Origin of the sequence: Prochlorococcus sp. MIT 1303 (assembly GCF_001631965.1) — a bacterium.
Classification (GTDB): domain Bacteria; phylum Cyanobacteriota; class Cyanobacteriia; order PCC-6307; family Cyanobiaceae; genus Prochlorococcus; species Prochlorococcus marinus_D.
Genome location: NZ_LVHK01000038.1, coordinates 17,423 through 40,450, shown reverse-complemented (window position 1 = coordinate 40,450; position 23,028 = coordinate 17,423). Strand labels below are relative to the sequence as shown.

The 23,028-nt window shown below is 51.6% G+C and carries 20 protein-coding genes; 9 read left to right on the top strand and 11 right to left on the bottom strand.

Features of this window, described 5'->3' with window-relative positions:
- Nucleotides 1–93: 93 nt before the first annotated feature.
- The gene (locus tag PMIT1303_RS04565) at nt 94–579 is read left to right on the top strand and encodes a 6-carboxytetrahydropterin synthase (RefSeq protein ID WP_063419415.1); all 486 of its coding nucleotides are present in this window, start codon (nt 94–96) and stop codon (nt 577–579) included.
- A gap of 49 nt (nt 580–628) precedes the next feature.
- On the opposite strand, the gene clpB is transcribed toward PMIT1303_RS04565, so the two are convergent.
- The 11 genes from clpB to PMIT1303_RS04510 all read right to left on the bottom strand — a co-directional run bounded on the left by clpB (nt 629) and on the right by PMIT1303_RS04510 (nt 12,555).
- The gene (gene clpB / locus PMIT1303_RS04560) at nt 629–3,220 is read right to left on the bottom strand and encodes an ATP-dependent chaperone ClpB (protein ID WP_063397713.1); all 2,592 of its coding nucleotides are present in this window, start codon (nt 3,218–3,220) and stop codon (nt 629–631) included.
- A gap of 429 nt (nt 3,221–3,649) precedes the next feature.
- Nucleotides 3,650–3,865: a Nif11-like leader peptide family natural product precursor gene (locus tag PMIT1303_RS14325; protein WP_063397712.1), complete on the bottom strand. Its 216-nt coding sequence runs from the start codon at nt 3,863–3,865 to the stop codon at nt 3,650–3,652.
- Nucleotides 3,866–4,062: 197 nt separating this feature from the next.
- A complete protein-coding gene (gene petE / locus PMIT1303_RS04550) occupies nt 4,063–4,422 on the bottom strand; it encodes a plastocyanin (RefSeq protein WP_063397711.1) in 360 nt (119 codons plus the stop codon).
- 28 nt (nt 4,423–4,450) lie between these two features.
- On the bottom strand, nt 4,451–5,458 hold the full coding sequence (locus PMIT1303_RS04545; protein WP_063397710.1) for an NAD(P)-dependent oxidoreductase: 1,008 nt from the start codon (nt 5,456–5,458) through the stop codon (nt 4,451–4,453).
- Nucleotides 5,455–6,513: a uroporphyrinogen decarboxylase gene (gene hemE, locus PMIT1303_RS04540; protein ID WP_063397709.1), complete on the bottom strand. Its 1,059-nt coding sequence runs from the start codon at nt 6,511–6,513 to the stop codon at nt 5,455–5,457. Before hemE ends, PMIT1303_RS04545 begins: the two co-directional genes overlap by 4 nt.
- 109 nt (nt 6,514–6,622) lie before the next feature.
- On the bottom strand, nt 6,623–8,893 hold the full coding sequence (gene glgB / locus PMIT1303_RS04535) for a 1,4-alpha-glucan branching protein GlgB (RefSeq protein WP_063397708.1): 2,271 nt from the start codon (nt 8,891–8,893) through the stop codon (nt 6,623–6,625).
- 100 nt (nt 8,894–8,993) lie between these two features.
- The gene (locus tag PMIT1303_RS04530) at nt 8,994–9,761 is read right to left on the bottom strand and encodes a DUF3887 domain-containing protein (protein WP_063397707.1); all 768 of its coding nucleotides are present in this window, start codon (nt 9,759–9,761) and stop codon (nt 8,994–8,996) included.
- Nucleotides 9,716–11,359: a CocE/NonD family hydrolase gene (locus tag PMIT1303_RS04525; RefSeq protein WP_063397706.1), complete on the bottom strand. Its 1,644-nt coding sequence runs from the start codon at nt 11,357–11,359 to the stop codon at nt 9,716–9,718. The genes PMIT1303_RS04530 and PMIT1303_RS04525 overlap by 46 nt, the downstream gene beginning before the upstream one ends.
- Nucleotides 11,349–11,615, bottom strand: a complete 267-nt coding sequence (locus PMIT1303_RS04520) for a hypothetical protein (protein WP_063397705.1) — start codon at nt 11,613–11,615, stop codon at nt 11,349–11,351. Before PMIT1303_RS04520 ends, PMIT1303_RS04525 begins: the two co-directional genes overlap by 11 nt.
- A 66-nt stretch (nt 11,616–11,681) precedes the next feature.
- Nucleotides 11,682–12,086, bottom strand: coding sequence for a DUF4332 domain-containing protein (locus PMIT1303_RS04515; protein WP_063397704.1), 405 nt, complete (start codon nt 12,084–12,086; stop codon nt 11,682–11,684).
- On the bottom strand, nt 12,076–12,555 hold the full coding sequence (locus tag PMIT1303_RS04510) for a Ycf51 family protein (RefSeq protein WP_063397703.1): 480 nt from the start codon (nt 12,553–12,555) through the stop codon (nt 12,076–12,078). The genes PMIT1303_RS04515 and PMIT1303_RS04510 overlap by 11 nt, the downstream gene beginning before the upstream one ends.
- Before the next feature lie 65 nt (nt 12,556–12,620).
- Between PMIT1303_RS04510 and PMIT1303_RS04505 the strand changes: the two genes are divergently transcribed.
- The 8 genes from PMIT1303_RS04505 to PMIT1303_RS04470 are packed head-to-tail and all read left to right on the top strand — an operon-like array spanning nt 12,621 to nt 22,801.
- Entirely contained in the window at nt 12,621–17,057 is a 4,437-nt protein-coding gene (locus PMIT1303_RS04505) for a translocation/assembly module TamB (RefSeq protein WP_063397702.1), read from the top strand.
- A gap of 4 nt (nt 17,058–17,061) precedes the next feature.
- Nucleotides 17,062–17,976, top strand: coding sequence for an ROK family protein (locus PMIT1303_RS04500; RefSeq protein WP_063397701.1), 915 nt, complete (start codon nt 17,062–17,064; stop codon nt 17,974–17,976).
- 34 nt (nt 17,977–18,010) lie between these two features.
- Nucleotides 18,011–19,327: a glutamate-5-semialdehyde dehydrogenase gene (locus tag PMIT1303_RS04495; protein WP_063397700.1), complete on the top strand. Its 1,317-nt coding sequence runs from the start codon at nt 18,011–18,013 to the stop codon at nt 19,325–19,327.
- On the top strand, nt 19,294–19,707 hold the full coding sequence (locus PMIT1303_RS04490; RefSeq protein WP_063397699.1) for a dihydroneopterin aldolase: 414 nt from the start codon (nt 19,294–19,296) through the stop codon (nt 19,705–19,707). Before PMIT1303_RS04495 ends, PMIT1303_RS04490 begins: the two co-directional genes overlap by 34 nt.
- 21 nt (nt 19,708–19,728) lie before the next feature.
- Nucleotides 19,729–20,349 (top strand): triacylglycerol lipase, encoded by a 621-nt coding sequence (locus PMIT1303_RS04485; RefSeq protein ID WP_063397698.1) that lies wholly within the window; start codon nt 19,729–19,731, stop codon nt 20,347–20,349.
- 58 nt (nt 20,350–20,407) lie between these two features.
- On the top strand, nt 20,408–21,109 hold the full coding sequence (locus PMIT1303_RS04480) for a hypothetical protein (RefSeq protein ID WP_063397697.1): 702 nt from the start codon (nt 20,408–20,410) through the stop codon (nt 21,107–21,109).
- 46 nt (nt 21,110–21,155) lie between these two features.
- On the top strand, nt 21,156–21,668 hold the full coding sequence (locus PMIT1303_RS04475; RefSeq protein WP_063397756.1) for a hypothetical protein: 513 nt from the start codon (nt 21,156–21,158) through the stop codon (nt 21,666–21,668).
- Nucleotides 21,669–21,688: 20 nt separating this feature from the next.
- Nucleotides 21,689–22,801 carry a hypothetical protein gene (locus tag PMIT1303_RS04470; RefSeq protein ID WP_063397696.1) on the top strand — a complete coding sequence of 371 codons (1,113 nt, stop codon included), beginning with the start codon at nt 21,689–21,691 and terminating at the stop codon, nt 22,799–22,801.
- Nucleotides 22,802–23,028 lie beyond the last annotated feature (227 nt).

The window sequence follows — 23,028 nt, the reverse complement described above, 5'->3', positions numbered from 1 at the left end:
TAGTCACATAGATCGAATCACGACATCAAAGTCACGCTCTACACATAATCTCAAAACACACGCCAACTGCAGTAACTCTCTGGATGAACGACCGTGACTAAGACACTGAAGAATGCTTACACTTGTAGCAAGAATTTCTCTGGATATCCTTGCTGTCATCGTCAATGGCGTCATCCAGGACACTGTCGATTTGTGCATGGCTATAGCCGCAGTTTTACCTTTTGGTTTGCAGCTCAAGAGCTTGATCCCTACGGATTTGTCGTCGACTTTTCCAGTCTTCGGGATCTGGAACAACAACTCAACAACCAATTCGATCACACCTTCCTCGCCAATGCTGATGATCCGCTCCTGTCTCAATGGCAGAGCCTGAATGATCAAGGCGCTATTGATCTAAGGGTGATGGACAACGTAGGAATGGAGTCCAGCGCAGAGCTGGTTTGGCAATGGGCCAATGCCCTTCTGCTTGATCGAGATGGTGGGCGCAGCTGTTGCTGGCGGGTAGAAGCGCGTGAGAATGAAGCCAATGCAGCTTGCTATGAAGCAACACCTACGTGGTTTGAGACGAAGACTTTGCTCTGATCAATTTGCTCGATCGACTCCCCTAATGGGAGCGCGAAGGGGATAAGCATTAGCGAAAACTCAGACGCTCCTGATCCACATCCACATGCACAATCTGACTATCTCCATAAAGGCCCGCAAGGATACTTTTGGCTATTGGAGTTTCAAGCTCGCGTTGTATCGCTCGCTTAAGGGGTCTAGCCCCATAAACAGGGTCATAGCCAGCATTGGCGAGCCAATCAGCTGCTGTATCACTGATCTCTAGGCCAAGCTTGCGATCGCAAAGACGCTCACGCAGCCGATTGACCTGAAGGGCAACGATCTGACGCAGTTCCTCGCGCCTGAGACTATGAAAGATGATTGTTTCATCCAGGCGGTTGAGAAACTCAGGCCTAAAATGAGCGTGCAAAGCATCATGAACTCGCCGCTCCATTTCCCCGTATTGACTATCATCACCTCCCAAGTCGAGAATCGACTGGCTGCCAATATTACTGGTAAGAATTAGCACCGTATTTGTAAAATCAACTGTGCGACCCTGACCATCGGTGACACGTCCATCATCAAGGATCTGTAACATCACATTGAACACATCTTGGTGTGCCTTCTCCACTTCATCGAACAGGATTACCGCATAAGGGCGTCTGCGTACGGCTTCGGTGAGCTGTCCACCGGCCTCATAGCCGACATAACCCGGAGGTGCCCCAATCAGTCTGCTGACACTGTGCTTCTCCATATACTCAGACATATCGATTCGAACCAAAGCCGCCTCGCTGTCAAACAGTTGAGAGGCCAATGCTTTGGATAGCTCCGTTTTACCGACACCAGTGGGGCCTAGAAATAAAAAACTTGCGATCGGGCGGTTGGGATCACTTAAACCTGCCCTAGAACGCTGAATCGCATCCGCAACAGCTTGCACAGCCTGTTCTTGGCCAATCACACGTTGGTGGAGTTCTGCTTCAAGTCCAAGCAGCTTTTCCATTTCCGACTGCACAAGCTTGGCGACGGGAATCCCGGTCCATTTAGCGATGACATCAGCAATATCGTCTTCCGTAACCTCCTCTCGCAGCAGTGATTTATCGCCTGCCTCTCCATCTTGGGCCAGGGCAGTTTCTTTCTCGTTGAGTTGTTTCTGCAATCCCGCCAGAGTTCCATACTCCAGTTCAGCTGCCTTGTTGAGGTCGTAGCTGCGCTTGGCTTGCTCAACTTGCAATTGGACCCGTTCGATTTCTTCTTTGAGCGAAGAAAGGTCGTCAATCGCACCTTTTTCTTGTTGCCACTGTGCATTGAGGGCACTTTGTTGCTCTGCTAATTCAGCAAGTTCGCGTTCTAGTTTTTCCAACCTTTCCTTACTAACGGAGTCGGACTCACGTCCTAGGGAAAGCTTCTCCATCTCGAGCTGCACAATCTTGCGATCGATTTCATCAATTTCCTCAGGCTTGGAAGTGATTTCCATTTTCAGCCGTGCAGCAGATTCATCCATCAAATCGATGGCTTTATCTGGCAAAAAACGATCGGCAATATATCGGCTACTGAGCACAGCTGCAGCAACTAGGGCGTTATCAGCAATGCGCACACCATGATGCACTTCGTAGCGTTCTTTGAGACCACGCAGTATGGAGATCGTGTCTTGCACTGTGGGTTGATCCACAAGCACTTGTTGGAATCTTCTTTCTAAAGCGGGGTCTTTTTCGATGTGCTGTCGGTGCTCATCAAGGGTCGTTGCACCAATGCAGCGCAGTTCCCCTCGAGCCAGCATTGGCTTAAGCAGATTGCTGGCATCCATTGCCCCACCGGTCGCTCCAGCTCCTACAACAGTATGGATTTCATCAATAAAAAGTACGATTTGTCCTTCAGAGGCGGTAACTTCTTTGAGCACCGCCTTGAGTCGCTCTTCGAATTCACCTCGATATTTCGCCCCTGCAATCAAAGCACCCATATCAAGGGCGATTAACTGTCTGTTCTGAAGGGCTGCAGGTACATCGCCATTAACAATCCGCTGTGCGAGGCCTTCAACAATTGCGGTTTTTCCCACCCCTGGCTCCCCAATGAGGACAGGGTTGTTTTTGGTGCGCCTACTAAGAATCTGAATCGTGCGTCGAATCTCATCGTCCCTGCCGATGACAGGGTCGAGTTTGCCTTCGCGAGCAGCAGCAGTCAGGTCTCTGCCATATTTTTCGAGAGATTCGTAAGTTCCTTCTGGGTTCTGATCGGTCACCTTCTGGTTTCCGCGTACCGCGTCAATTGCAACCTTTAGTTTGCCGGCATCCACGCCCGCTTGATTGAGCAACTTGCGGCCGCAACGATTGTCCCCGGCCAATGCAAGTAACAGATGTTCAATCGAGATGAAACTATCGCCAAAAGCTTGCTTATGTTTCTCAGCTTGATCGAGAAGATCATTGACTCCCTTGCCCAGATAGACAGAGTCTGGCGCAGCCTGCAGAGTGGGCTGTTCTTGCAGGTGTGCCTCCACGGCTGTTTGCAAGTTGCCGATCGACACACCTGCTTTTTCTAGGATTCTTCCTGCCAAAGCGTTTTGCTGGAGCAGTGACAACAACAAATGCTCTGTTTCCAGTTGCTGGTGCTTGCGTTGTTGGGCAAGTTGTTGGGCCAAAACGATTGCTGCCCAGCCTTTTTCGGTAAATTGATCCGCCGTAGGTTGCATGTGGTCTTTTACGTTGATTCAACCGTATGTCGACTAACCATTAGCGCCAAGCGGTAAACCGTTCTGATTGGTACGGCTCTTTCGGCAGAGTGTGGTAAGCACCACCAAGAGACAAATCAAACCTCATTGCTGAATTCGTCATCAATAACTGTCATCTATGCATTAAGGTATTTATTTGTTGGTTTAAAGAAGCCTATAGATCAACCATCTATGCACGATTAGATCATCTCTTCATGGCTTAAACTTTTAGCATTCTCTTGATCCAAATACAACGGCCTACCCAATATTTAGATTATCCTTTACTCTAAGCAAAATGTATTACTACTGACACCAATCGTGCTTATACCTTAATTCAATATAAGCACCGTGACCTTCAACCATTTCACCAGCAAATATTTAAAGACTTGTAGCCACTTGCATTCAAGCCAATCATTTGCGAATTGGAGAGATTCTACTTTTTCTAAACCAATCCTCTATCTGCTGTGACTCAGCCTCATTTTGAAGGTCGCAAAGCTTGACAGGAAAACCATAATCTTTAGCTAGATCTATTAACTCCTGATCATTAGAGCAATTCTTCAGCTGGCCTCGTAGCGTTAAACTGTGCTCAGCGGCATGGAGAAGATCAGACAGGCCCTCTCGTGTCATTGCATCATATACATTCTTAGTTTAATAATATATCCAAGCTTTGACGCCTGCAAACCAGCGAGTAACCTTTGCAGACTTGTTTGAGTGATCAAACCTATATCATCCAATAATAAAAATGTAGAAACAAAAAAAATAGTTGCCTCAGGCTTGATATTTTTAGGGTCTCTAATGCCTACTTATCGGTCAGTTAATTTAACTCATTCAACAGTAACCTTTCCAACCATGCCAGCGCCACGATGGGGCTCACAGTAGAAATCATAAGTGCCAGCTGTTGTGAATGTTTCTTCCCAAGATTCACCCGGAGCAAAGGCTAGATCAGAGTGACTTAACTCATCGTGGCCTTCAAATACAGCGTTATGTGGGGCGAGATTATTATTGACGAACTTGATCGTGTCTCCTTCTTGAATCGTTATAGAGCTTGGTTCGAAAGCAAGCATGCCTGAATCGCTGCCTAGTTTCACTTCAGTAGTGGCAGCCTGAACAGAAGAAACTCCAAGCCCAATCACCAAGAGCAGGGCGCAGGCAGCTGCTGCGATAGAGCGAAGCATTGAGGCCATGAGGGCTTACATCATTTCTATGAACACTTTAACCCTTATTGTGAACTTTTCCTCGCTGCGGCAGCCCTGAATCTGCTAACACGGCTTCAAGTGTGGCTGCATGGCTGTGACCTCCGACACGTTCTGGTGTTGTAATTGGATCATGCACAAAGTGCCGTTGTTTGATACTGAAGCGATCCCAGGCATTGATTTCGATCGGTAGCACCTTGATCAGAGCCTCAATCAGCCAACCCCACAGGGGTAAACCAGGCGTCTGCCTGAGCCCACGCCAGCGACAAAGAGTCGCTATAGCTTGATTCACAGAGATTGCGGGTTGACCCATAACCAAACGCCGAACAGCTCCCTGCCCAGCCTCTCGATTGGGGAGTTTGGGGGTCGTTGCCAAGTGGCCACATATGCAAGCAATATCAGCTGCGTGAATGAAATGAAAGCTGGCATCAGCCCGTAGCCAGCGTGCCAGCCAAAGCCAGCGGCTTGCTTCTTCTAACCCTTCAGTGAGATAGCTGGTAGGAAATGGGCTCGTGCCATCGACCCTTCCCCCGAAAACGAGCGTAGGAAAAACAGCCACGATCCGATCAGCCAACGGATGGTGCTCAAGGTCCTGGAGGCACTGAGCCTTGGTTTGAATGTATTCAGTGCCATACGCAAGAGCTTCTGGCAATGGCTGAAGATCCCGATTGAGGATGCTTGCCGTGGAGAAATAAGTGATCTGCTCAAGAACCTCTGGATTGAGAAGCCCGAGCAGAGTTTTAACAGCCACAACATTCACTTGATGGGCTCGCTCTGGATCCCCCCAGGCCGTTGCCGTATGAATCACACGGCTGACCGTGGCTAGCTGATTAGCAAAACAATGGGGGTCACGTAGATCTCCAACCAGCAGTTGAACACGTGGGTGTTGCGCTGAGATGGCCGTGAGTTTGGCCGGGTCTCTGAGCCAGAGCAGTAACTCGGCATCGGAGTTTTCTAGTAGCCAGGCGGCTGTGTACTGCCCAACACAGCCGCTGGCTCCTGTGATCAGGATCCGGGCAGGAGTCAAGCGGCAGATCCGATCAGATTGTCAACAGTCTTGCCAGTTTCGAAAAACACCTTGGCATTGTCCTCAGGTGTTCCAGGCAGGATGCCATGGCCGAGGTTGAGGATGTGCCGGCGACCTCGAGCCTTGCGAACTGCATCGACAATTCGCTCTCGAATCGCTTCTGGTGTGCCAAACAACAGGCCAGGGTCAACATTGCCTTGCACACCTAAGTGCTCGGGAAGTCGAGCGCAGCCATCGGCCATATCAACAGTCCAGTCAAGAGAGATGATATCGACGCCTGTGCGCCCCATTCGTTCCAACACTCCAGCGCTGCCGGAGATGTAGAGAATCATTGGAGTGTCGGGATGAGTGGATTTCACCAGGTCTACGACTCTTTTTTGATAAGGCGCTGCAAAGGTGTCGTAGTCGGCCGGGCTGAGCTGACCGGCCCAGGAATCAAACATCTGCACGACCTGGGCGCCGGAATCGATTTGATAACGCAAATAAGTGGCAATCGATTCAGCGAAATGGTTGAGCAAACGATGCAGAAGATCTGGCTGCTGGAAAGCCATCGCCTTGATCACGGCGTAATTCTTGCTGCTTTTGCCCTCAACCACATAGGCAGCAAGGGTCCAGGGAGCCCCCACAAAACCCAACACAGCAGCCTTATTACCAACGCTCTCGCGCAGGCGTCCGAGCACCTCGCCAACAAAAGGCATGGTTGCGTTTGGCTCCAATGGCTGAAGAGCCTCAATTTGGCTGAGGCTGCGAATCGGCTGTTGGATGAGGGGGCCCTTGCTTTCAACGATGTCGAAGTCGATGCCCATGCCGGGCAAGGGAGTGAGGATGTCTGAGAACAAAATCACCCCATCAGGCTGGAATGCTTCAAAGGGCTGCATCGAGATCTGGTAAGAGAGATCAGGATTTTCAGAACGCTCTCGAAAACTGGGGTAACGGTCCCGGAGATCCCGGTAAACCTTCATGTAGCGTCCCGCCTGGCGCATCATCCACACAGGGGTCCGCTCGACCGACTCACCACGCGCAGCGCGGAGCAATAAGGGCTGGGAGTCGCTCATTACAAGGGTCAGGATCAGTCAGAAAACCTACCTGAAGGCCGTTGTTGTTAAGGCCATCAGTGATGTTGAGAACGCAGCTTCGTCACATGTTCATTGGCTTTGGCTGCACTCAAAGACTTCGCTTCGGGTCATGACGGAAGACCAGCACGCTCAGCGCTGGTAGGCAGAGTTCAAGAGACTGCTCATATCCATGGATATTGAATTGATCAGTGTTTTTACCGCCCATATTGCCGAGATTTCTACCACCGTAACAAGAGCTGTCTGTGTTAAAAACTTCCTCATAATAGCCACCAATAGGCACGCCAATTCTGTAATTTGAATGACTTTGCGGTGTGAAGTTGGCGACGACGACAAGCCAAGTTCCGCCACTACTTTCACGACGCATAAAGCTGATTACAGAATGACGATTATCATTGCAATCAATCCATTGGAATCCATATTGATCAAAGTCATCTTTCCATAGAGCAGGCTCGGCTTTATAAAAAGTGTTGAGGTCATCAACCAATTTCTGCAGACCCTTATGAGGATCATGTGTCAACAGCTCCCATTGCAGATCTCCCCATACATTCCATTCCGATCGTTGACCAAATTCCATTCCCATGAAGATAGTTTTCTTGCCAGGATGGGTCCACATATAGGCAAGCAATGCACGAACATTTGCACATTTCTGCCAGTCATCTCCGGGCATCTTATGGAGAAGATTGCTTTTACCATGCACAACCTCATCATGACTAAGTGCCAGCATGAAGTTTTCGGTGTAGGTATACCAGATCGAAAAAGTGATGTTGTTCTGGTGAAACTGCCTAAACCAAGGATCTAACTCGAAATAATCGAGCATGTCATGCATCCAACCCATATTCCATTTAAGGTTGAATCCCAGGCCGCCCATATCAGTGGGCTGAGTAACCATGGGCCAAGTTGTTGACTCCTCTGCAATTGAAAGTGCTCCAGGGAAGTGCTGGAAGAGAACGTGATTGGCCTGTTGGAGGAATCGAACTGCTTCTGTATTTTCTCGCCCTCCATCTTCATTGGCAATCCATTCTCCATCAGGTCGCAGATAGTCGCGATAAAGCATCGAAGCCACCGCATCAACACGAATACCATCAATATGGAATTGCTCAAACCAATAGACAAGATTGGCAACGAGAAAGTTGCGCACCTCGTTGCGGCTGTAGTTGAAGATCAGCGTGCCCCATTCCTTGTGTTCACCAATGCGTGGATCAGAATGTTCGTAGAGATGGGTTCCATCAAAGAAGGCCAAGCCATGACCATCCTTAGGGAAATGGCCTGGAACCCAATCGATGATCACACCTAAACCTTCGGCGTGGCAGCGATCAACAAATGCACGGAATTCATCCGGACTTCCAAATCGGCTGGTGGGTGCATACCACCCTGTGACCTGGTATCCCCATGAGCCATCAAATGGATGCTCTGAGATTGGCATCAGTTCGATGTGGGTGAATCCCCGATCTTTCACGTAGGGGATTAACTGGTCGGCTAGTTCGGGATAGGTCAGGAGACGAGCTCCGGGCTTCATGTCAGCAGCGAGAACCGGCGCCCGGGGCGTGCCATCCAACTCGATATACGGTTCATCTGTTGCTGCATGAATCCAGCTGCCTAAATGCATTTCATAGACAGAAATTGGCTGATCGAGAGCATTACGACTATCCCGTTGCCGCATCCATTGCTCGTCCTGCCATTGATAGCGATCAAGCCTCGCGACTACGGAGCTTGTCGCTGGGCGCACCTCGTGCTGGAAACCATAAGGATCAGCTTTCTGATAGCAATGGCCGTCCTGGGTTCGGATTTCGTATTTATAAAGGGTCCCTTCTTTAAACCCAGGAATAAACAGCTCCCAAAGGCCTCCCTGGCGACGCTGCATCGGATGATGACGGCCATCCCATCCGTTTAATTCTCCGAGAACAGCCACACTGCATGCATGGGGTGCCCAGAGGCAGAACATCACTCCCTCAACACCCTCACGCTCCATCAGATGAGCGCCCATGCGTTGCCAAATGTGGTGATGGTTACCCTCCGCAAAGAGGTGACGGTCCATCTCCCCCATCCATTCATCGTGGAAGGCCCAGGGGTCGTGCTGCTCATGCACGATTCCTGCGCGTTTAACCCGCAACTGGTATGTGCGGCCGGGATCTTGGTTGAGAGCTGCTTCGAAGATCCAGGAGTGATTGGGCGTTGTCATGGCAGTCGTTCTGCCATCACAAAGCAGCTCTACTTGGCTTGCCTCCGGCATCCAGATGCGCACGATCCATTGCCCCTCATGGGATTGAGGACCCAGCAGAGAGAAAGGATGATCGTGGCGACATTCAGCAAGTCTTTGGCCGTCTTGAACCACCCAGTCGAGGGCAACACTGGTGGTCATGGGGCAAGGACATCGATGGCCGGGAGCTTAGGTCGATTCATGGACCGCAAGGGCAGACTGAGCACCAGAGTGAGCAGTTGAATCAGCGAACGCTGATCAATCAGACCAGATCCGCTGAGAAATCCACGTTGATGATCTCCCCTTGACTGTTGAAAATGACAAAAAGGTTGTCTGTTAAATCGCCAAACTCAATGGTCACTAGAACCAGCTGCTGTTCCCCGCCTTGGCTGGCAACAATCGCATCTTTCACCTTTTGGAAACCTCCGGTGACGCGATTGAGTTTTGTCCACTTGCGTTGCAAGTCTTGTGGTTTCAACTCCTGTTGAAAGCTCAGTTCAAGAAAGGAACGCGCAGCGATCCAGCGAGCAGATACCAAATCGTTAACGAAATCAATGGCTGATTGCTCGATCGGCAATGCTTCACCACTCCATTTCCATGCGATCAATTTCCCTTTCTGATCGAGAACCATGATCAACGGGACGTCGCCATCGATGGTCTCAACCATGGCGTCGACAGTGGTGTCGTCTATGCCTGGTGAGACGTCGACAATGCGACTTGACTTGACTTGAGGGCGCCTTTTCAGACGTTGTTGGATCCGTTCAGTGGTGGTGCTGCTGCGCAGGGGTTCTGAAAGTTGGCCATAGATGGTTTTCGCGTCTTGCACCACTAATGCCTTGAGCAGGATTTGCGCTGTTTTTGTCGCCTCAGCAGGGCTCAAGGTGGTCTTTTGAATGGTCTCCTGCGCTGCCACAGTCGGAAGGGTTAGTGCACTCAGGCCCATGGGCAATCCAAGGGATAGGCTCAGCAGGCAAACAGACAGCTTCAAAACTCTTGGGGCAAATCGAAATCTATTTTGCCGGAGTTCCATGGCAAAAGCCTCAACTTGGATCCATTGAGCTGCAGTGTCATGGTCACCACTTGGCAATGGGGTCCTGGAGGGCCACAGGGATGACGATCGTGGCCTGGGTTGACACCAATGGCCGGCCAGGCTGCACCTGCGAGAGATAGGCGCAGATGTTCTCCTCGCTGCAGGTCTGCAAGTATTGGTTGAAGTTTCACCTTGCGCGGCAGCATGCGCAGGGCCTGCTCTCCTTGCACACGCAGAAAACCTGTTGAGAGCTGCTTCACCTCGTTGTGGCTGCGATTAACAATGGAGAGGGCAACGCAAAGGTCAAATCCCGGTTGATCTGACTGCACGGACAGCTGCAGTAATGGGATCCCATTGAGTTGGAGAGGTTCCTGCAAAGCAGTACTTGTGAAGGTAGCCACATCGGCGCGCTGGTCCACGGCGCTGCGCTCAGCAACTCCTGGTTTTGGGCTGAGATGTCCTCCCACTGCTTGAACCGGTCGCCAAGGGTCATGGACCACATAAACCACGCCGCCACCTTTCTTGTTCTGATGCAGGGTGCCTTCTGAGGGGTCCAAGCAGGCCATCCCTCCACTGACAAGACTCCAGCCGGCATGGGCTGATGTTGTGGTCTGGGTGGGGCTTGCAAATGTCTGCCAAGAACAAGACGTGATATTCCAGATCCGCCCATGGGTTCTTGAATTCGTTAAGGCTTTCGAAGATTGCAGATGGCGATCAAAGAACTCCAGCTGAAGTTGCTGTGCATCAGGCCACCACTGCAGGTGAGTCGCTGGACCGATGTGAAGTTCTGGACTACCACCTACTTGGCTTGATCGTTGATAGAGATCAAGCAGGCCATTCAAATGGGGGTCCCACCAGCCACCCAGAAGCAGCATCGGTTGACGAAGCCAGGAATCCAAGGGCTTGTGCACAACCCAGTCTTGATCGTTTTGGCTCGCTTGCTGTAGCCATCTCAAACTCATTCCATCGGGATCGTGGCGTTTCAGAAGTGCCTGACCCTCATACAGGTAGCTGTCGTCTTCCAAACTGCGGCGAAGCTCTCTCCATGCTTCCCAGTTGCTACAGCGACGAGCTTGTAGTGCTGCAAGTTGCAGCCCCCAGGCCAAGCCAAGATGCCACCAGTGAGCACCTCCCTCACAACTCCAATGGTTGCGCTCATCAACTCCTGCCATCGCTGGTGCCAGACAGTCCGGTGGCGGCGTCCCGGGTTCGGCAAGCAGCTGTGTTAGGCCCTGATAGGAAAACCCATAGGTTCCAAGGCGGCCATTGCATTCTGGTAACTCCCGAACCCATGCATGCGTCTGACTGGTATCAGAAGCTTCTTGCAGGAAGCCATTGAAGTGGCCTTCGGAATCCCCTTGACCACGTACGTCCTGGACCACGACCAGATAGCCGTGACTTGCCCACCAACCAGGATGGATGTAAGTCACAGTTGAGGCGAGCGCACGTCCGTAGGGCTGACGCATCACGAGAGCAGGCCAGGGTCCCTCACCTTTCGGGACCCATAACCTGGCAACGAGCTTGACCCCGTCAGAGAGTGTCAGCGAGGCATCGTGCCAGTTCACGGATCCAGAGCTCGTTCGACCTTCAACGCACATCCGGGCAGTTCATTCCAATCACATAGGTGGCCAGAATCTCAGCGTTATTGGAGCTGAGATTGCGTTGGCGGGCGACTTCTGAGATCGCTTGAGATGAATAAGCAGAAACCCCTTTGGTATTGAGAGTCTTAAATTGACTGCACAATTCGCGCGCTTCGCCTGGGTTGTTTTTGACGCTTTCAAGAAGGCTGGACTGCGCCTTGACATCCGAAGCACTGGCAAGGGCTACGACGATCAGCGCTGGCAAATAGCGCATTGGTCCCAAAGATTCACGCTGTGTTCATTTGAGGCACTCTTGCCGGGATTGTGGGGCTTCGCTAGGTCAGTTCTGCAGTTGCCTAGTACGAGCAAGCTGGATCCAGCGATTCGCTATAGCAAGGTCCACGCTCGATTGTCGATGGTTATTGAGTTGGCGTTGTAACCGTCCCGTCTGATGCACAACATCCTGTGGAGTCGCAGCGGCCAAAGCAGCTGCAGTGGCTAGCCCGGAGTGGATCAGCAAGGCAGCATCCGCCAGTTCTAGATCTAGATCACAAATAAGTGCCGCCATGCCTCGCAATCGTTTCAGGTTGCGGGTCGTCGCAAGCCCTCCCTTAGCAAGTCGGTTGAGGTCCTGGTCCTCGAGGCGTTTCAATGCGCTCCATGTTGTGATCCCTGCGGCCACGAGCAGGGCTTGTTCGTCACGAAAGCTCTGAGGTAAATCTCCCAGAGGTTGATCAACCTGCATCACTTTTTTCGGCTAATGGCAGCGTGATGTTCTGACGCAAGTCGCGTATGACTTCGCCGAGGATGACGGGTTGACTGACACCCTCTCCAACCGATTCCAGCCTGCGTAGCCGCACATGCACTTCACTGCCGTTATATCCACCGCGATGGATGTTGCCTGCTAGTTGCTCCAATGTGGCTTCGACCGCTTCATCCGGAAAGTCGTCGGGGACCTGGGCGACAACAAGGTCCGTGCTGTTGTCAAATACCACGGGTACCACCAGAGCTCCTTCCACCTTGAGGGGGGGGGTATAGCTCACGCCAAAAGCCCAACAGCTTGCCAAAAGAAGAAGGGTGAAGCTGGTCACTCCCACCAGCCGGAAGCGTTGTCCCCAACGAACCAAGAAAGCAATCAGGGTCATTAGGGTTAGGGCTAGGCCTGACCAGGCAAGCCATCCGGTTGCGGTTTCAATCAGCTCTGGAATGGACATGGACTGGTGAACCTCAGGAGAACTACTTATATTTCGCACGCTCCCAGGAAGGTTGACTCAAATCGATGGGAGAGAAGAGTCAATCTTTGGCTAAAGGGCGATGGAAACGCCCTGCTGTTCTACTGCTAACCAGCAGCTTGGTTGTTTGGGTTGGCGCCGATCGAGTTGTTGCGGCCCTTCTTGAACGTCTGCGTCCGCAACTGGAGCAACAGCTTTCTAAACCTCTAGGCCATCCTTTAAAAATTGGTGCCTATCAGGGCCTGCGGCCCTGGGGTATGGCCATTGGTCCCACTGAAGTGCTGTCTGGAAGTCATGACGATTCCACAGCATCGCTCTCTGGTCTAACCATCAGCCTTGCCCCAATGGCCAGCCTGTTCCGTTTGCGACCCGTTGCCGTACTCACCCTTGAAGGATCACGGTTAACGCTGCGTCGTAATCACAAGGGTTTTTACTGGGTCCCTGGTCCATCCAAAGGCGAGCCTCCCCCAAAGGTTGATCTTCAGCTGCGGTTGACTCAGCCCGCCAGGGTCCGCATCGAACCCGCAAACTTGGAGTTCACCGCCACCACACGGGCAGACCTTCAGTTGGCGGAGGGATGGGCCAATGGGTCTGTCCAATTTGTATTGCCAGATCGTGGAAGATTCTTCCTAAAGGGCCGTGGGCGCTGGGATCGTTTAGAGCTTCAGGCCCATGCTCGTTTGGACCAAATCAGCCTTAAACCATTGCAGGGGCTTTTGCCGGGAACGCTGCCCATGCAAATGCAGGGTCAGATTGGCGGTGACCTCCAAGTGAGTCTTAATCAGGGACGTATGGGCTGCAAGGGATCCCTGTCATTGGTTCGATTCCAATTAGCGGGTGGTCCCCTCAAAAAGCCACTCTCATCTCGTGAAGCCAAGATCAACTGTCGTCAAGATCGTCTTCAGTTACCTCTCAGCCAGTGGCGTTACGGCCCTTGGACCGCTTCTCTCAAGGGAGGTGCTCGTCTCAATCACTCCTACAACCTCGACCTCAAGGTCAACCAGGGGCAACAAGGGCATGCCTTCCAAGCCCGTATCAATGGACCTTGGCATGAGCCCAATCTGCACGCCAGTGGCCGTTGGATTCTTGCCCCAAAGATCCCCGTTGATGGTCCGCTGCAACTGAACTTGCAGATGCGCACCAACTGGCGCAATCCCAAGGCCTTCAGGGCCGTTATTGACACGTTTGATGTTCGTGGTCCAGGTCTTCAGGTCCGTGCAAGGGGGCCCCTCTATCCCGAGTTAGGGCTGAGCACCCAGCGCCTGGAATTTGCAGGACCTGCATGGCAGCGCATCCCTGTGCTTGCTGATCTTCTCGGCAGCCAATCCTTGATCAAAGGCAAGCTTCAGCTTGAGGGCCCTTCATCGAGTCCCCAACTTCAGCTAAGCCTTGCTCAGCAACGAAATCCTTTACTGGAAACCTGGTCTCTGCAAGCTGGGTGGTCAGCAGATTCCGGTCTGCTGCGCTTAAGGCAGTTCAACAGTCCCCTGCTCAAAGTTGTGGCGGACTTGCCTCTCTCAGTTGATCAAGGACGCCTACGCAGTGGAGAACTGCAGGCCAATCTGAATTTGAGTCCTTTCCCTTTAGCTGGTGTTGGTCCGCTTCTCGGCACCTCTTTGGCTGGAACCCTTGCTGCTTCAGGTCAGGTGAGAGGGCCATTCTCGGCCCTTCGTCCAAATCTTTCCCTCCGGGTGGTGAATCCAGAGGCGGGAGGGTTGCGGTTGTTGGAAGATTGGCAAGGGAACTTGGCCGGACTCCCTACTGGGGGTAGCACTCTGCTGATGGAATCAGTGGGGGCAGTGATCCCTGGGCAGCTCTCAGCTCGATTGGGACGCGACTGGTTGCCACAGGAGTTGGCGATTAACCGTGGCGATGGCCGTCTCTCGCTAAACGGCATCCCAGCTCGCTATCGCTGGGAGTTGAACAACTTCAAAGTGGATGGGATTGAGGCGGCCCTGTCTGCAAAGCAGCGATTTGAAGGCGTTTATGGTCAACTCAGCGGGTCAGGCAGCCTTGGCCTTCAGCCCCTGGCCATGGAAGGCCAAGTCACCATCAGCAATCCAGGGTTGATGGGCCTGCAATTTCAACAGGCTTTGCTTCAGGGGAGGGTTGCCAACCAGCGCTACAACCTGACTGGTGAGCTGCTACCAGCGGATACAGGCCTGATCAATCTTGCAGCGGGAGGTCGCCTTGGTGGCGAACTCTCTGCTCAGGCAAAGGCACGCGGTCTAAGCGCGCGTTGGCTGATCTCTAGTGCAGAGCAACTTTCTAATTTTAATGATGTTCTTCCAGCTTCGATTGGGCGAGCCCAAGATCTGGGCACTCTGTTGATGCAAACCTTGGGAAGGTCTCTAGATGATCAGCTCAAAGTCTTGGCAGCGGCGCAGGCTTCCGTCAATCGTTTCGACCAGCAAAATCGTCGTAGCAGGATCATCCATCCAGAAGATCTACGTGGGCAGATGGATGCGGTGATCGATCTGAAGGGTCCCGATCTGTCCAAGCTCAATCTGGGGCTAAAGGCCAGCGGTCATCTCTGGACAGAAGGTGAGGATCAGGATCACGCCCTACAAGTCAAACCCATTTTCGCCTCGATTCAAGGACCTCTGCATGGTGGGGAAGGGTCGTTTTCACTGCTTCACGTTCCCTTTTCTCTGCTTTCGTTGGTTGCACCTCTACCTCAAGCACTGCGGGGCGCTCTGGGACTTTCGGGTCGATACAACCTCAGACGGGGAACCCCTGAGATCACAGCTGATCTAGTGATGGAAAGCGCCAGATTGGCTGAAAGCTCATTGAGCTTGGACAAAGGGCAGATTCTCTTGAATGATGCCCTCCTGAACCTCGACTTGGCGCTGCGAAGCTCTTCTTCCAAAGAGGCTGTAACCATTACCGGTCAAGTGCCTCTGGATCCCTCCTTGCCGATAGACGTCAGGGTTGAGAGCCACGGCGACGGCCTACATTTTCTGGCTGATTTTGCTGAAGGTGCGGTCGCCTGGAAGGGCGGTAACTCCGACCTCAAGTTGTTGTTTAGCGGCAGCCTTAGCGCTCCTCAGGCGAATGGATTTTTGGTGGTGCAAAACGGCGAATTCGTCGTCATGGAACAAGTTGTCAAGGGGTTGGAGGCTGCCATGGTTTTTGACTTCAATCGCCTTGAGGTGCAGCGTCTCAACGCAAAGATTGGTTCGAAGGGCATCTTGCAAGGTGCGGGATCCATTGCCTTGCTTCACCCTGCACCTGAAGACCAACCCCTGACGATCGAGATCAGTAAGTCCCGTTTTAAGTTACCAAAGGCTGATGTAGGGGTGGCCGCCAAGCTCAAGTTCACGGGTGCCTTACTGAAACCCTTGATTGGCGGTGAGCTCACGATCAAAGAAGGAACGATCTCACCCGCCGGATCAGGGCTTCTGCGACCGATCAACTCTGCCATTCAATCCACCAAAAGGCCTGGAGCCGGAGAGGCGATAGCGACTTCCAGCAGCCCCAAAGTTGTTAATGCCAACACCCTGCTTGAGGAGCAGTGGGATTTCAAGAAACCCTTGGTCTTGCTTGGACCAGATGTAGAGGTCAGTCGGAGCAAGATGTTGAGCTCCGTTATTCCCAACATCCCCTCCATCAGCTTCGACAACCTGCGTTTAAAGCTGGGGCCAAATTTGCGTATCACTGCCAATGCGCTGGCCAATTTCAGTACAGAAGGGTTGCTCAGCTTGAATGGCCCCCTAGATCCAAAGCTTCAGGCTCGTGGTGTGATTCGGCTACTGAATGGGCGGCTGAATCTTTTTACGACGTTCTTCAGTCTTGATCAGCGAGCTGCGAATGTCGCTGTGTTTACTCCTTCTCTGGGCCTAATCCCTTACGTTGATGTCGCCATGAACAGCCAGGTCTCCGACAGCATCAGCATCGGCACCGACAGTAATGCCGCATCAGCGAATGTATTTGATACCAATGGAACAGGTGCTCTTGGGGCCGGAGGACAGTTCCGCTTGATCAAAGTGATGGTGAAGGCCGAGGGACCTGCAAATCGTCTTTTCCAAAACATTGACTTACGCAGCTCGCCTTCACTGCCTCGTGCTCAATTGCTGGGGTTAATTGGAGGAAATTCACTGGCAGGGTTGTCGGAAGAAGGTGGTGGTGCGGCACTAGCGACTGTGATCGGTCAATCTCTTCTCACGCCTGTTCTTGGAACAATCTCTGATGCTTTCAGTCAGCGAATGCAAATTGCCCTTTATCCTGCATACGTCTCGCCGGTTGTGACGAGTCAACAAGAGCGCGTTTCTGGGCAAGTCCCACCCACGCTCGAGTTGGTCACAGACATTGGTATTGATATCACTAAGCGACTTAACGTTTCTATTTTGGCGACACCAGACCGCAACGATATTCCTCCGCAAGGCACCCTTACTTATCAAATCAGTCCCAGCATGAATCTCTCAGGCTCTATAGACAGCCAGGGAATTTGGCAGAGCCAATTGCAATTATTTTTCCGCTTTTGACCAGTTGGCAACCGACTCAGCTCAGTTCATCGGTGTCGATTTGGGAGGTACCGCGATCAAGTTAGGTCGATTTGATCAGCAGGGCCATCTGTTGGCAGAAACCGAGTTGCCAACCCCTCAACCCTCGGTGCCAGGTGCTGTCACAGTTGCTCTTTGCGAAGCTATCGAGACTGTTGATCCAAACCATCATGCTGCATTTGTGGGAGTGGGCTTACCAGGACCAATGGATGCTGAAGGGCGGGTCGCCAGGGTCTGTATCAACCTGCCTGGATGGCTGGAGGTTCCTTTAGCCGACTGGTTGGAACCACGACTGAATCGGCACGTCACCCTGGCGAATGATGGCAACTGTGCTCTCGTTGGTGAAGCATGGCAGGGCGCGGCCCAAGATTTTCAAAACGTCGTTCTGCTCACTCTTGGCACCGGAGTCGGTGGGGGCGTCATGCTTGGGGGGCAATTGTTTGTCGGTCATAACGGGGCTGCAGCCGAGCCTGGTCTGATTGGGGTGGATTCGGAAGGGCCCAGCTGCAACAGTGGCAACCAAGGCTCCCTAGAGCAGTACGCCAGCATTGGCGCCCTTCAACGACTATGGGCTGGGGACCCAGAAGAATTAAGCGAACGAGCTGCTTCTGGCGATCGCGAGGCTCTCGAGATCTGGGAAACCTATGGCCGCAAACTTGGGGTGGGAATCAGTTCTCTCGTCTATGTTTTCACCCCTCAGCTGGTGCTGGTCGGAGGAGGTCTTGCAGGTGGAGCAATTCATTTCCTACCAGCGGTCCGTCAGGAAGTAGAGAAGCGGGTGCAAGCTGTGAGCAGGGAGGGTTTGCAGATTCGCTCCTGTGCCCTTGGGAATGGAGCTGGTCGCCTGGGGGCAGCTCGACTTGCCCTTCAACGTCTCTTAAGTGTCGGCAATGCCCCTTGAGGCGTAATGATGAGCACAGCTGTGCCGCGCTGTGATGACAACTTCTCCTGGAGTTCCTGAGCCTTCCGCCCAGTTGCTACGACTTGCAGCAGAGGTGCGGCAAGCAGCCATGGCTCTTGGACAAAGTGATGACAACCAGCGGCGTAAGGCCCTGATAGCAATGGCCAATGCTTTGCTGTCAAGCTCTGAGCAGATCGTGAGGGCTAATCGACTCGATTTAGAGAAGGCTCGAACTGAGGGACTTGCTACTGCCCTGATGGCGCGGCTCAAGCTTGATGAAAGCAAACTCAATTCGGCTATCGAGGGGCTCAGGCAATTGGCTCAGTTATCTGATCCCCTTGGTTTGCGTCAGTTGCATCGTGAACTGGATCAAGACCTAGTGCTGGAGCGCATCACCGTTCCTCTTGGAGTCCTGGGGGTCATCTTTGAGGCGCGCCCAGATGCCGTGATTCAGATCGCTTCACTGGCGATTCGCTCTGGCAATGGCGCACTTCTCAAGGGCGGCAGCGAAGCAAGCCATACCAATCAGGCCATCATTGAGGCGTTGAAGAATGGTCTGGCTGAAACAGAGATCGATCCCGAGGCAATTGCCTTACTCACGACCCGTCAGGAAAGCCTTGCCCTACTTCGCCTTGATGGCCTAGTGGATTTGATCATCCCTCGCGGCAGCAACGAACTGGTGCGTTTCATTCAGGACAACACACGAATTCCGGTTCTTGGTCATGCAGACGGAATCTGTCATCTCTATCTCGATGCCGCAGCGGATCTGAAGCAGGCCCTCCAGATTGCAATCGACAGCAAGACCCAGTACCCCGCAGCATGCAACGCTATTGAAACTCTGCTCATTCATCAGTCCATTGCACCGTCGTTTTTAGAACTTGCAATTCCTGCCTTTCGTCAGGCCGGGGTTCGTCTGCTTGGCGATTCAGCTAGCCGGGCTTTAGGAGTAGAAGAGTCAGCAAGTGAAGAGGATTGGGCTACGGAATATCTCGATCTGATTCTGTCAGTGAAAGTGGTGCATGATCTAGAGGGAGCCCTGGATCACATCCGTCGCTATAGCTCCCGTCACACGGAGGCGATTGTCAGCAATGATCAGGAGACGGCTGAGCGTTTTCTCCAAGCTGTCGATAGTGCCGGTGTTTTTCACAATTGCTCCACGCGTTTTGCCGATGGATTCCGTTATGGCTTTGGAGCCGAGGTTGGAATCAGTACTCAAACACTGCCTCCAAGGGGGCCAGTTGGCTTGGAAGGGCTGGTGACCTATCGCTATCGGTTGCGTGGACAAGGCCACATTGTGGCGGACTATGCCAATGGTGAATGCATGTTCACTCACCGGGACCTACCGCTGTGATCAATCGTCTCCCTTTAGGAGCCATTCATGTTAACGATGTGCGCTTGTGGGCTCACGTGGGTGTGCTTGACCATGAAAGACGTGAAGGGCAGTGGTTCAGCTTGGATTTCAGCCTTTGGTTAGACCTTGACAAGGCTGCCCTGGATGATGACCTCAATGCCACTGCGGACTACAGCTTGGCTATTGGTGCAATGCAACAACTCTCCTTTGAACTGAAGTGTTTCACCATCGAACACTTCAGCGAGCGATTGCTAGTGCTCTTGGAAGATCTCTACGGTCCTGTGCCGATGCGAGTGCTTGTGCGTAAATGTGCTGCGCCGGTGCCAGGGTTTAGTGGCAGTGTGGCTGTTGAAAGGTGTCGCAATTGGCCAACACCCTGATCTTTGTCAAGGCTTTTCGCGATGTTTACGCATGTCGCATCAGTGGAGAAACCCCGTCGACCATTGGTGCTTGTACATGGTCTTTGGGATACCCCGCATCTTTTTAGGCGGTTGGTGAAGGCACTCGAACAGCATCAGCTACCTCTACAGATCCCCCATCTGCCTCATCGCCTGGGAGCTGTTCCTCTTTCCAAGCTGGCGGAGACGTTGGATCAGCTCATCGTTGAGCAGTGGGGGGCCGAGACGGTTATCGATGTACTTGGATTTTCGATGGGAGGGGTGATCAGTCGAATTTGGCTGCAACAACTAGGTGGATCACGACGAACGCATCGTTTTCTGAGTGTAGGAAGCCCACAGCGAGGCACCATCACAGCCCAGTGGATTCCCGCCTGTTTGTTTGCTGGTTTAGCGGATATGAAGCGCGGCAGCCCCTTACTGCGCCAGCTCAACGGCGACGTTTCAGCCTTAGAAGACATTGAATGCAGCAGTTATTTCTGTCGATGGGATGTCATGGTTGTTCCAGGCTGGCAAGCCGTATTACCGCTGGGTGAGCAACAGGCCGTTCCAGTAATCACGCATCAACAATTGATGTCTCATCCGCTGGCATTGAAGTTGCTGATTTCAAAGCTTCTCAGTAAGTAACTTGGCGAAGTCGAGTTACCTGACCAAAATGAGCAAATACTCATAAACAAGCATACAAATGTGTTTCTCAGCGTCAGCCAGCTTTACGGCTGCAGCGGTCCTCATGCCCTTAGGGCTTTATACCCACCATCTTGCGTCTGAAGCGAAACGTCCCGGCTACAAACCTCTAGCCCTAGTACCGTTCTTCTTCGGGTTACAGCAATTTATTGAGGGTTTTGTATGGGTGGGATTAGGTCACGGAGAAACAGTAGCTTCACCGGTCGAACCTCTCACTTCAATTACTTCTGTTGGCTTTCTATTTTTTGCCTATTGCTTCTGGATGATATGGATTCCATGGAGCGCATACTCGATTGGGCGTCATTCCGAAAGTGAAGGAGTCAAGAGAGCTTTACGCTGGGTTTGGATTATTGGTTCCATCCTTGGAATCTCATTCTGGCTGCCTTTATTAATACATCCACCGTTGATCCAGCCAGGACTAGTGACAGGCGGAAGGATCGTCTACAACGTCAACACCATCTTCCATAATTTCATCAATACAGAGCCTATTGGAGAACTAATTTATTGGTGTTGGATTGTTATTCCTTTGCTAATTCTTAAAGACAAAGCCGTCAAACTCTTCGGAGTTTTAATTGTATTATCTATCATTCTGACACTGTTTACGTATAGCATGGCTTTCAATTCAGTATGGTGCTTCTACAGTGCTATTCTTTCAATTTTTGTTCTCTGGATCGTAAATCGTCCGGAGATGCGTCGTGCCTGACGCTCTTCTGCAGGGCTTAAGTGGACTCAGTCAAGGCCTTGTTTCCATGGCCGAGGTACTGCTTAAAATGGAGGCTGGAGTTGAATTGTTGCTGGCAGTTGGCCTTTCAATGTCAGCAGCACATTTCTTTTCTCTCCTTGCTAATCGTTTAGGTCCTGTTCAAATTGCCGTGCATTTATTCTTTGATGCGCTAGGCCTAAGCCTAGCTTTTCTATTGGGGATTCTCTGTGACAGCTTGATACTTACTTCTCTAAAGGCTGTGCCTTTACATCCGATTACTTTTGCAAACCATATGCTACCAGCGATTTGGCCAGGATTATTTTATATTCTTGTCGGAGCTCCTTATATTAGTGATCTAATTGCTGTAACACTTTTCGCATGGATTCACCTCAATGTAGTTGTTTTATTAAAAGCTCTTTATGGTATACCTCTCCAGCAAGGCTTGGCCATGGCCCTTCCTGGTTTTGCCTTGGCACTTGTTTTAATTGCGCTCTTGTTTGCTCAGAGGTGGAAATCAAGTTACGCCCAACTAGCAAGAGAAGTTGCTCTTAATCAATGAGTTGGATCTGATCTGAGATCATGCCTAAGACTAGATCTTCGCTTCGCCATCATCGTGAGCTGCTGCTTACAAGCCGCAGGACAGTTGTTGTTTTGATGCTGGCCTCAGCCATCCTTTTGTTCCTGTGCGTAGCTGTGATTCGTCGCGATGCTATTGCATTAGTAACCAGCGAATCGATTGATGAGCTTCTTAAGCTTTCGGCACTTCTGGTGATCATCTTGGTCCCTCTGTCAGGTATTTACTCAGTGATGCTTGACTTTGTCTTCTGGGAAGGGTGGCTTGATGGTCTTCCTGACCCAAGTCATCTATTTGCTGAACGATCCCCGGATATTTCTGGACATCGGCATTACATCATTTACCTGGATGGCATTCATCAAAGTGAAGAAGACCATCCTCCACGGGTTAGTCGATTCCTCTCGCAACTAGAAGAAGGAATTGATCATGAGTCTATTTTAGTCAAAGGCATTGAGGCTTACACAATCATGCCTGTTGCACTGCGTTCAGATTTATACAGTCAGTGGTTCTGGCGAAGTTTATTTTCTCTACAAGAGCATCATCCCAATTCATTAGTTCGTTTTCTAAGCGCCTTTTGTGTACAAGCCAATAATGTGATCAAAGTGGGAATTTCCTCTGACCGCCGTTATGGCCCAGTGATGAATTATGAGCTTGCCTTGAAAATCGCCCGTCGTCTTGAATCGCTTGGCTTCCATCCCAGTAAAGCTGTGCGCCTGGTATTAGTGGGTTACAGCGGAGGAGGAGAAATGGCTATTGGCACAGCGGAGATCTTGCAACAACTTTGTCGTGTTCCAGTACAGGTGATCACTGTCTGTGGAGTGTTCAGTGGGAATGGCGCTTTAGAGGAGATCAATCGTGTGGCTATGGTCGTTGGCGGGAAAGACCCTGTTGCGGCTCTTGGTCAGGTGGCTTACCCCGGGCGTTCGCCACTGTTGCCATTGTCAAACTGGAATCGATGGCAACGCAAAAGGAAGCTTGCTCGCTATGAAATTTCCGGTATGAACCATTGTGGTCACTCAGGACCATTCAGTGATGATTTCAGTTCTAAGGTCGTTGATGCAATTTGTCGTGAACTATGTATGACCAGACAAGCGCCTATCAAGTCAGGCTTTACATAGGTTTTTCGCATTAATGCAAGTTGTTAGTACGACCAGTTTTGCAAGCAATGATTGAAATTTTTAGCGGAGAAACTAGCTAACAGGTGAGCTAAATAAGCTATAACATCCCAGCATTCTATCCCCTCATAAAGATATCTCTTGCGACTCGAAAAGCCGCTGAAGACTTAGCTGCAGACAATAAAGGCCGCCAAAACCTTTCTGATGAAGAGCTGGAAGGTATAGCTGGT

Excerpts from the sequence above, each read along its gene's own strand:
- clpB (WP_063397713.1), bottom strand. The coding sequence starts at position 3,220 with ATGCAACCTACGGCGGATCAATTTACCGAAAAAGGCTGGGCAGCAATC.
- PMIT1303_RS14325 (WP_063397712.1), bottom strand. The coding sequence starts at position 3,865 with ATGACACGAGAGGGCCTGTCTGATCTTCTCCATGCCGCTGAGCACAGT.
- petE (WP_063397711.1), bottom strand. The coding sequence starts at position 4,422 with ATGGCCTCAATGCTTCGCTCTATCGCAGCAGCTGCCTGCGCCCTGCTC.
- hemE (WP_063397709.1), bottom strand. The coding sequence starts at position 6,513 with ATGAGCGACTCCCAGCCCTTATTGCTCCGCGCTGCGCGTGGTGAGTCG.
- glgB (WP_063397708.1), bottom strand. The coding sequence starts at position 8,893 with ATGACCACCAGTGTTGCCCTCGACTGGGTGGTTCAAGACGGCCAAAGA.
- PMIT1303_RS04530 (WP_063397707.1), bottom strand. The coding sequence starts at position 9,761 with ATGGAACTCCGGCAAAATAGATTTCGATTTGCCCCAAGAGTTTTGAAG.
- PMIT1303_RS04525 (WP_063397706.1), bottom strand. The coding sequence starts at position 11,359 with ATGTGCGTTGAAGGTCGAACGAGCTCTGGATCCGTGAACTGGCACGAT.
- PMIT1303_RS04520 (WP_063397705.1), bottom strand. The coding sequence starts at position 11,615 with ATGCGCTATTTGCCAGCGCTGATCGTCGTAGCCCTTGCCAGTGCTTCG.
- PMIT1303_RS04515 (WP_063397704.1), bottom strand. The coding sequence starts at position 12,086 with ATGCAGGTTGATCAACCTCTGGGAGATTTACCTCAGAGCTTTCGTGAC.
- PMIT1303_RS04510 (WP_063397703.1), bottom strand. The coding sequence starts at position 12,555 with ATGTCCATTCCAGAGCTGATTGAAACCGCAACCGGATGGCTTGCCTGG.
- PMIT1303_RS04505 (WP_063397702.1), top strand. The coding sequence starts at position 12,621 with ATGGGAGAGAAGAGTCAATCTTTGGCTAAAGGGCGATGGAAACGCCCT.
- PMIT1303_RS04495 (WP_063397700.1), top strand. The coding sequence starts at position 18,011 with ATGACAACTTCTCCTGGAGTTCCTGAGCCTTCCGCCCAGTTGCTACGA.
- PMIT1303_RS04490 (WP_063397699.1), top strand. The coding sequence starts at position 19,294 with ATGCATGTTCACTCACCGGGACCTACCGCTGTGATCAATCGTCTCCCT.
- PMIT1303_RS04485 (WP_063397698.1), top strand. The coding sequence starts at position 19,729 with ATGTTTACGCATGTCGCATCAGTGGAGAAACCCCGTCGACCATTGGTG.
- PMIT1303_RS04480 (WP_063397697.1), top strand. The coding sequence starts at position 20,408 with ATGTGTTTCTCAGCGTCAGCCAGCTTTACGGCTGCAGCGGTCCTCATG.
- PMIT1303_RS04475 (WP_063397756.1), top strand. The coding sequence starts at position 21,156 with ATGGCCGAGGTACTGCTTAAAATGGAGGCTGGAGTTGAATTGTTGCTG.
- PMIT1303_RS04470 (WP_063397696.1), top strand. The coding sequence starts at position 21,689 with ATGCCTAAGACTAGATCTTCGCTTCGCCATCATCGTGAGCTGCTGCTT.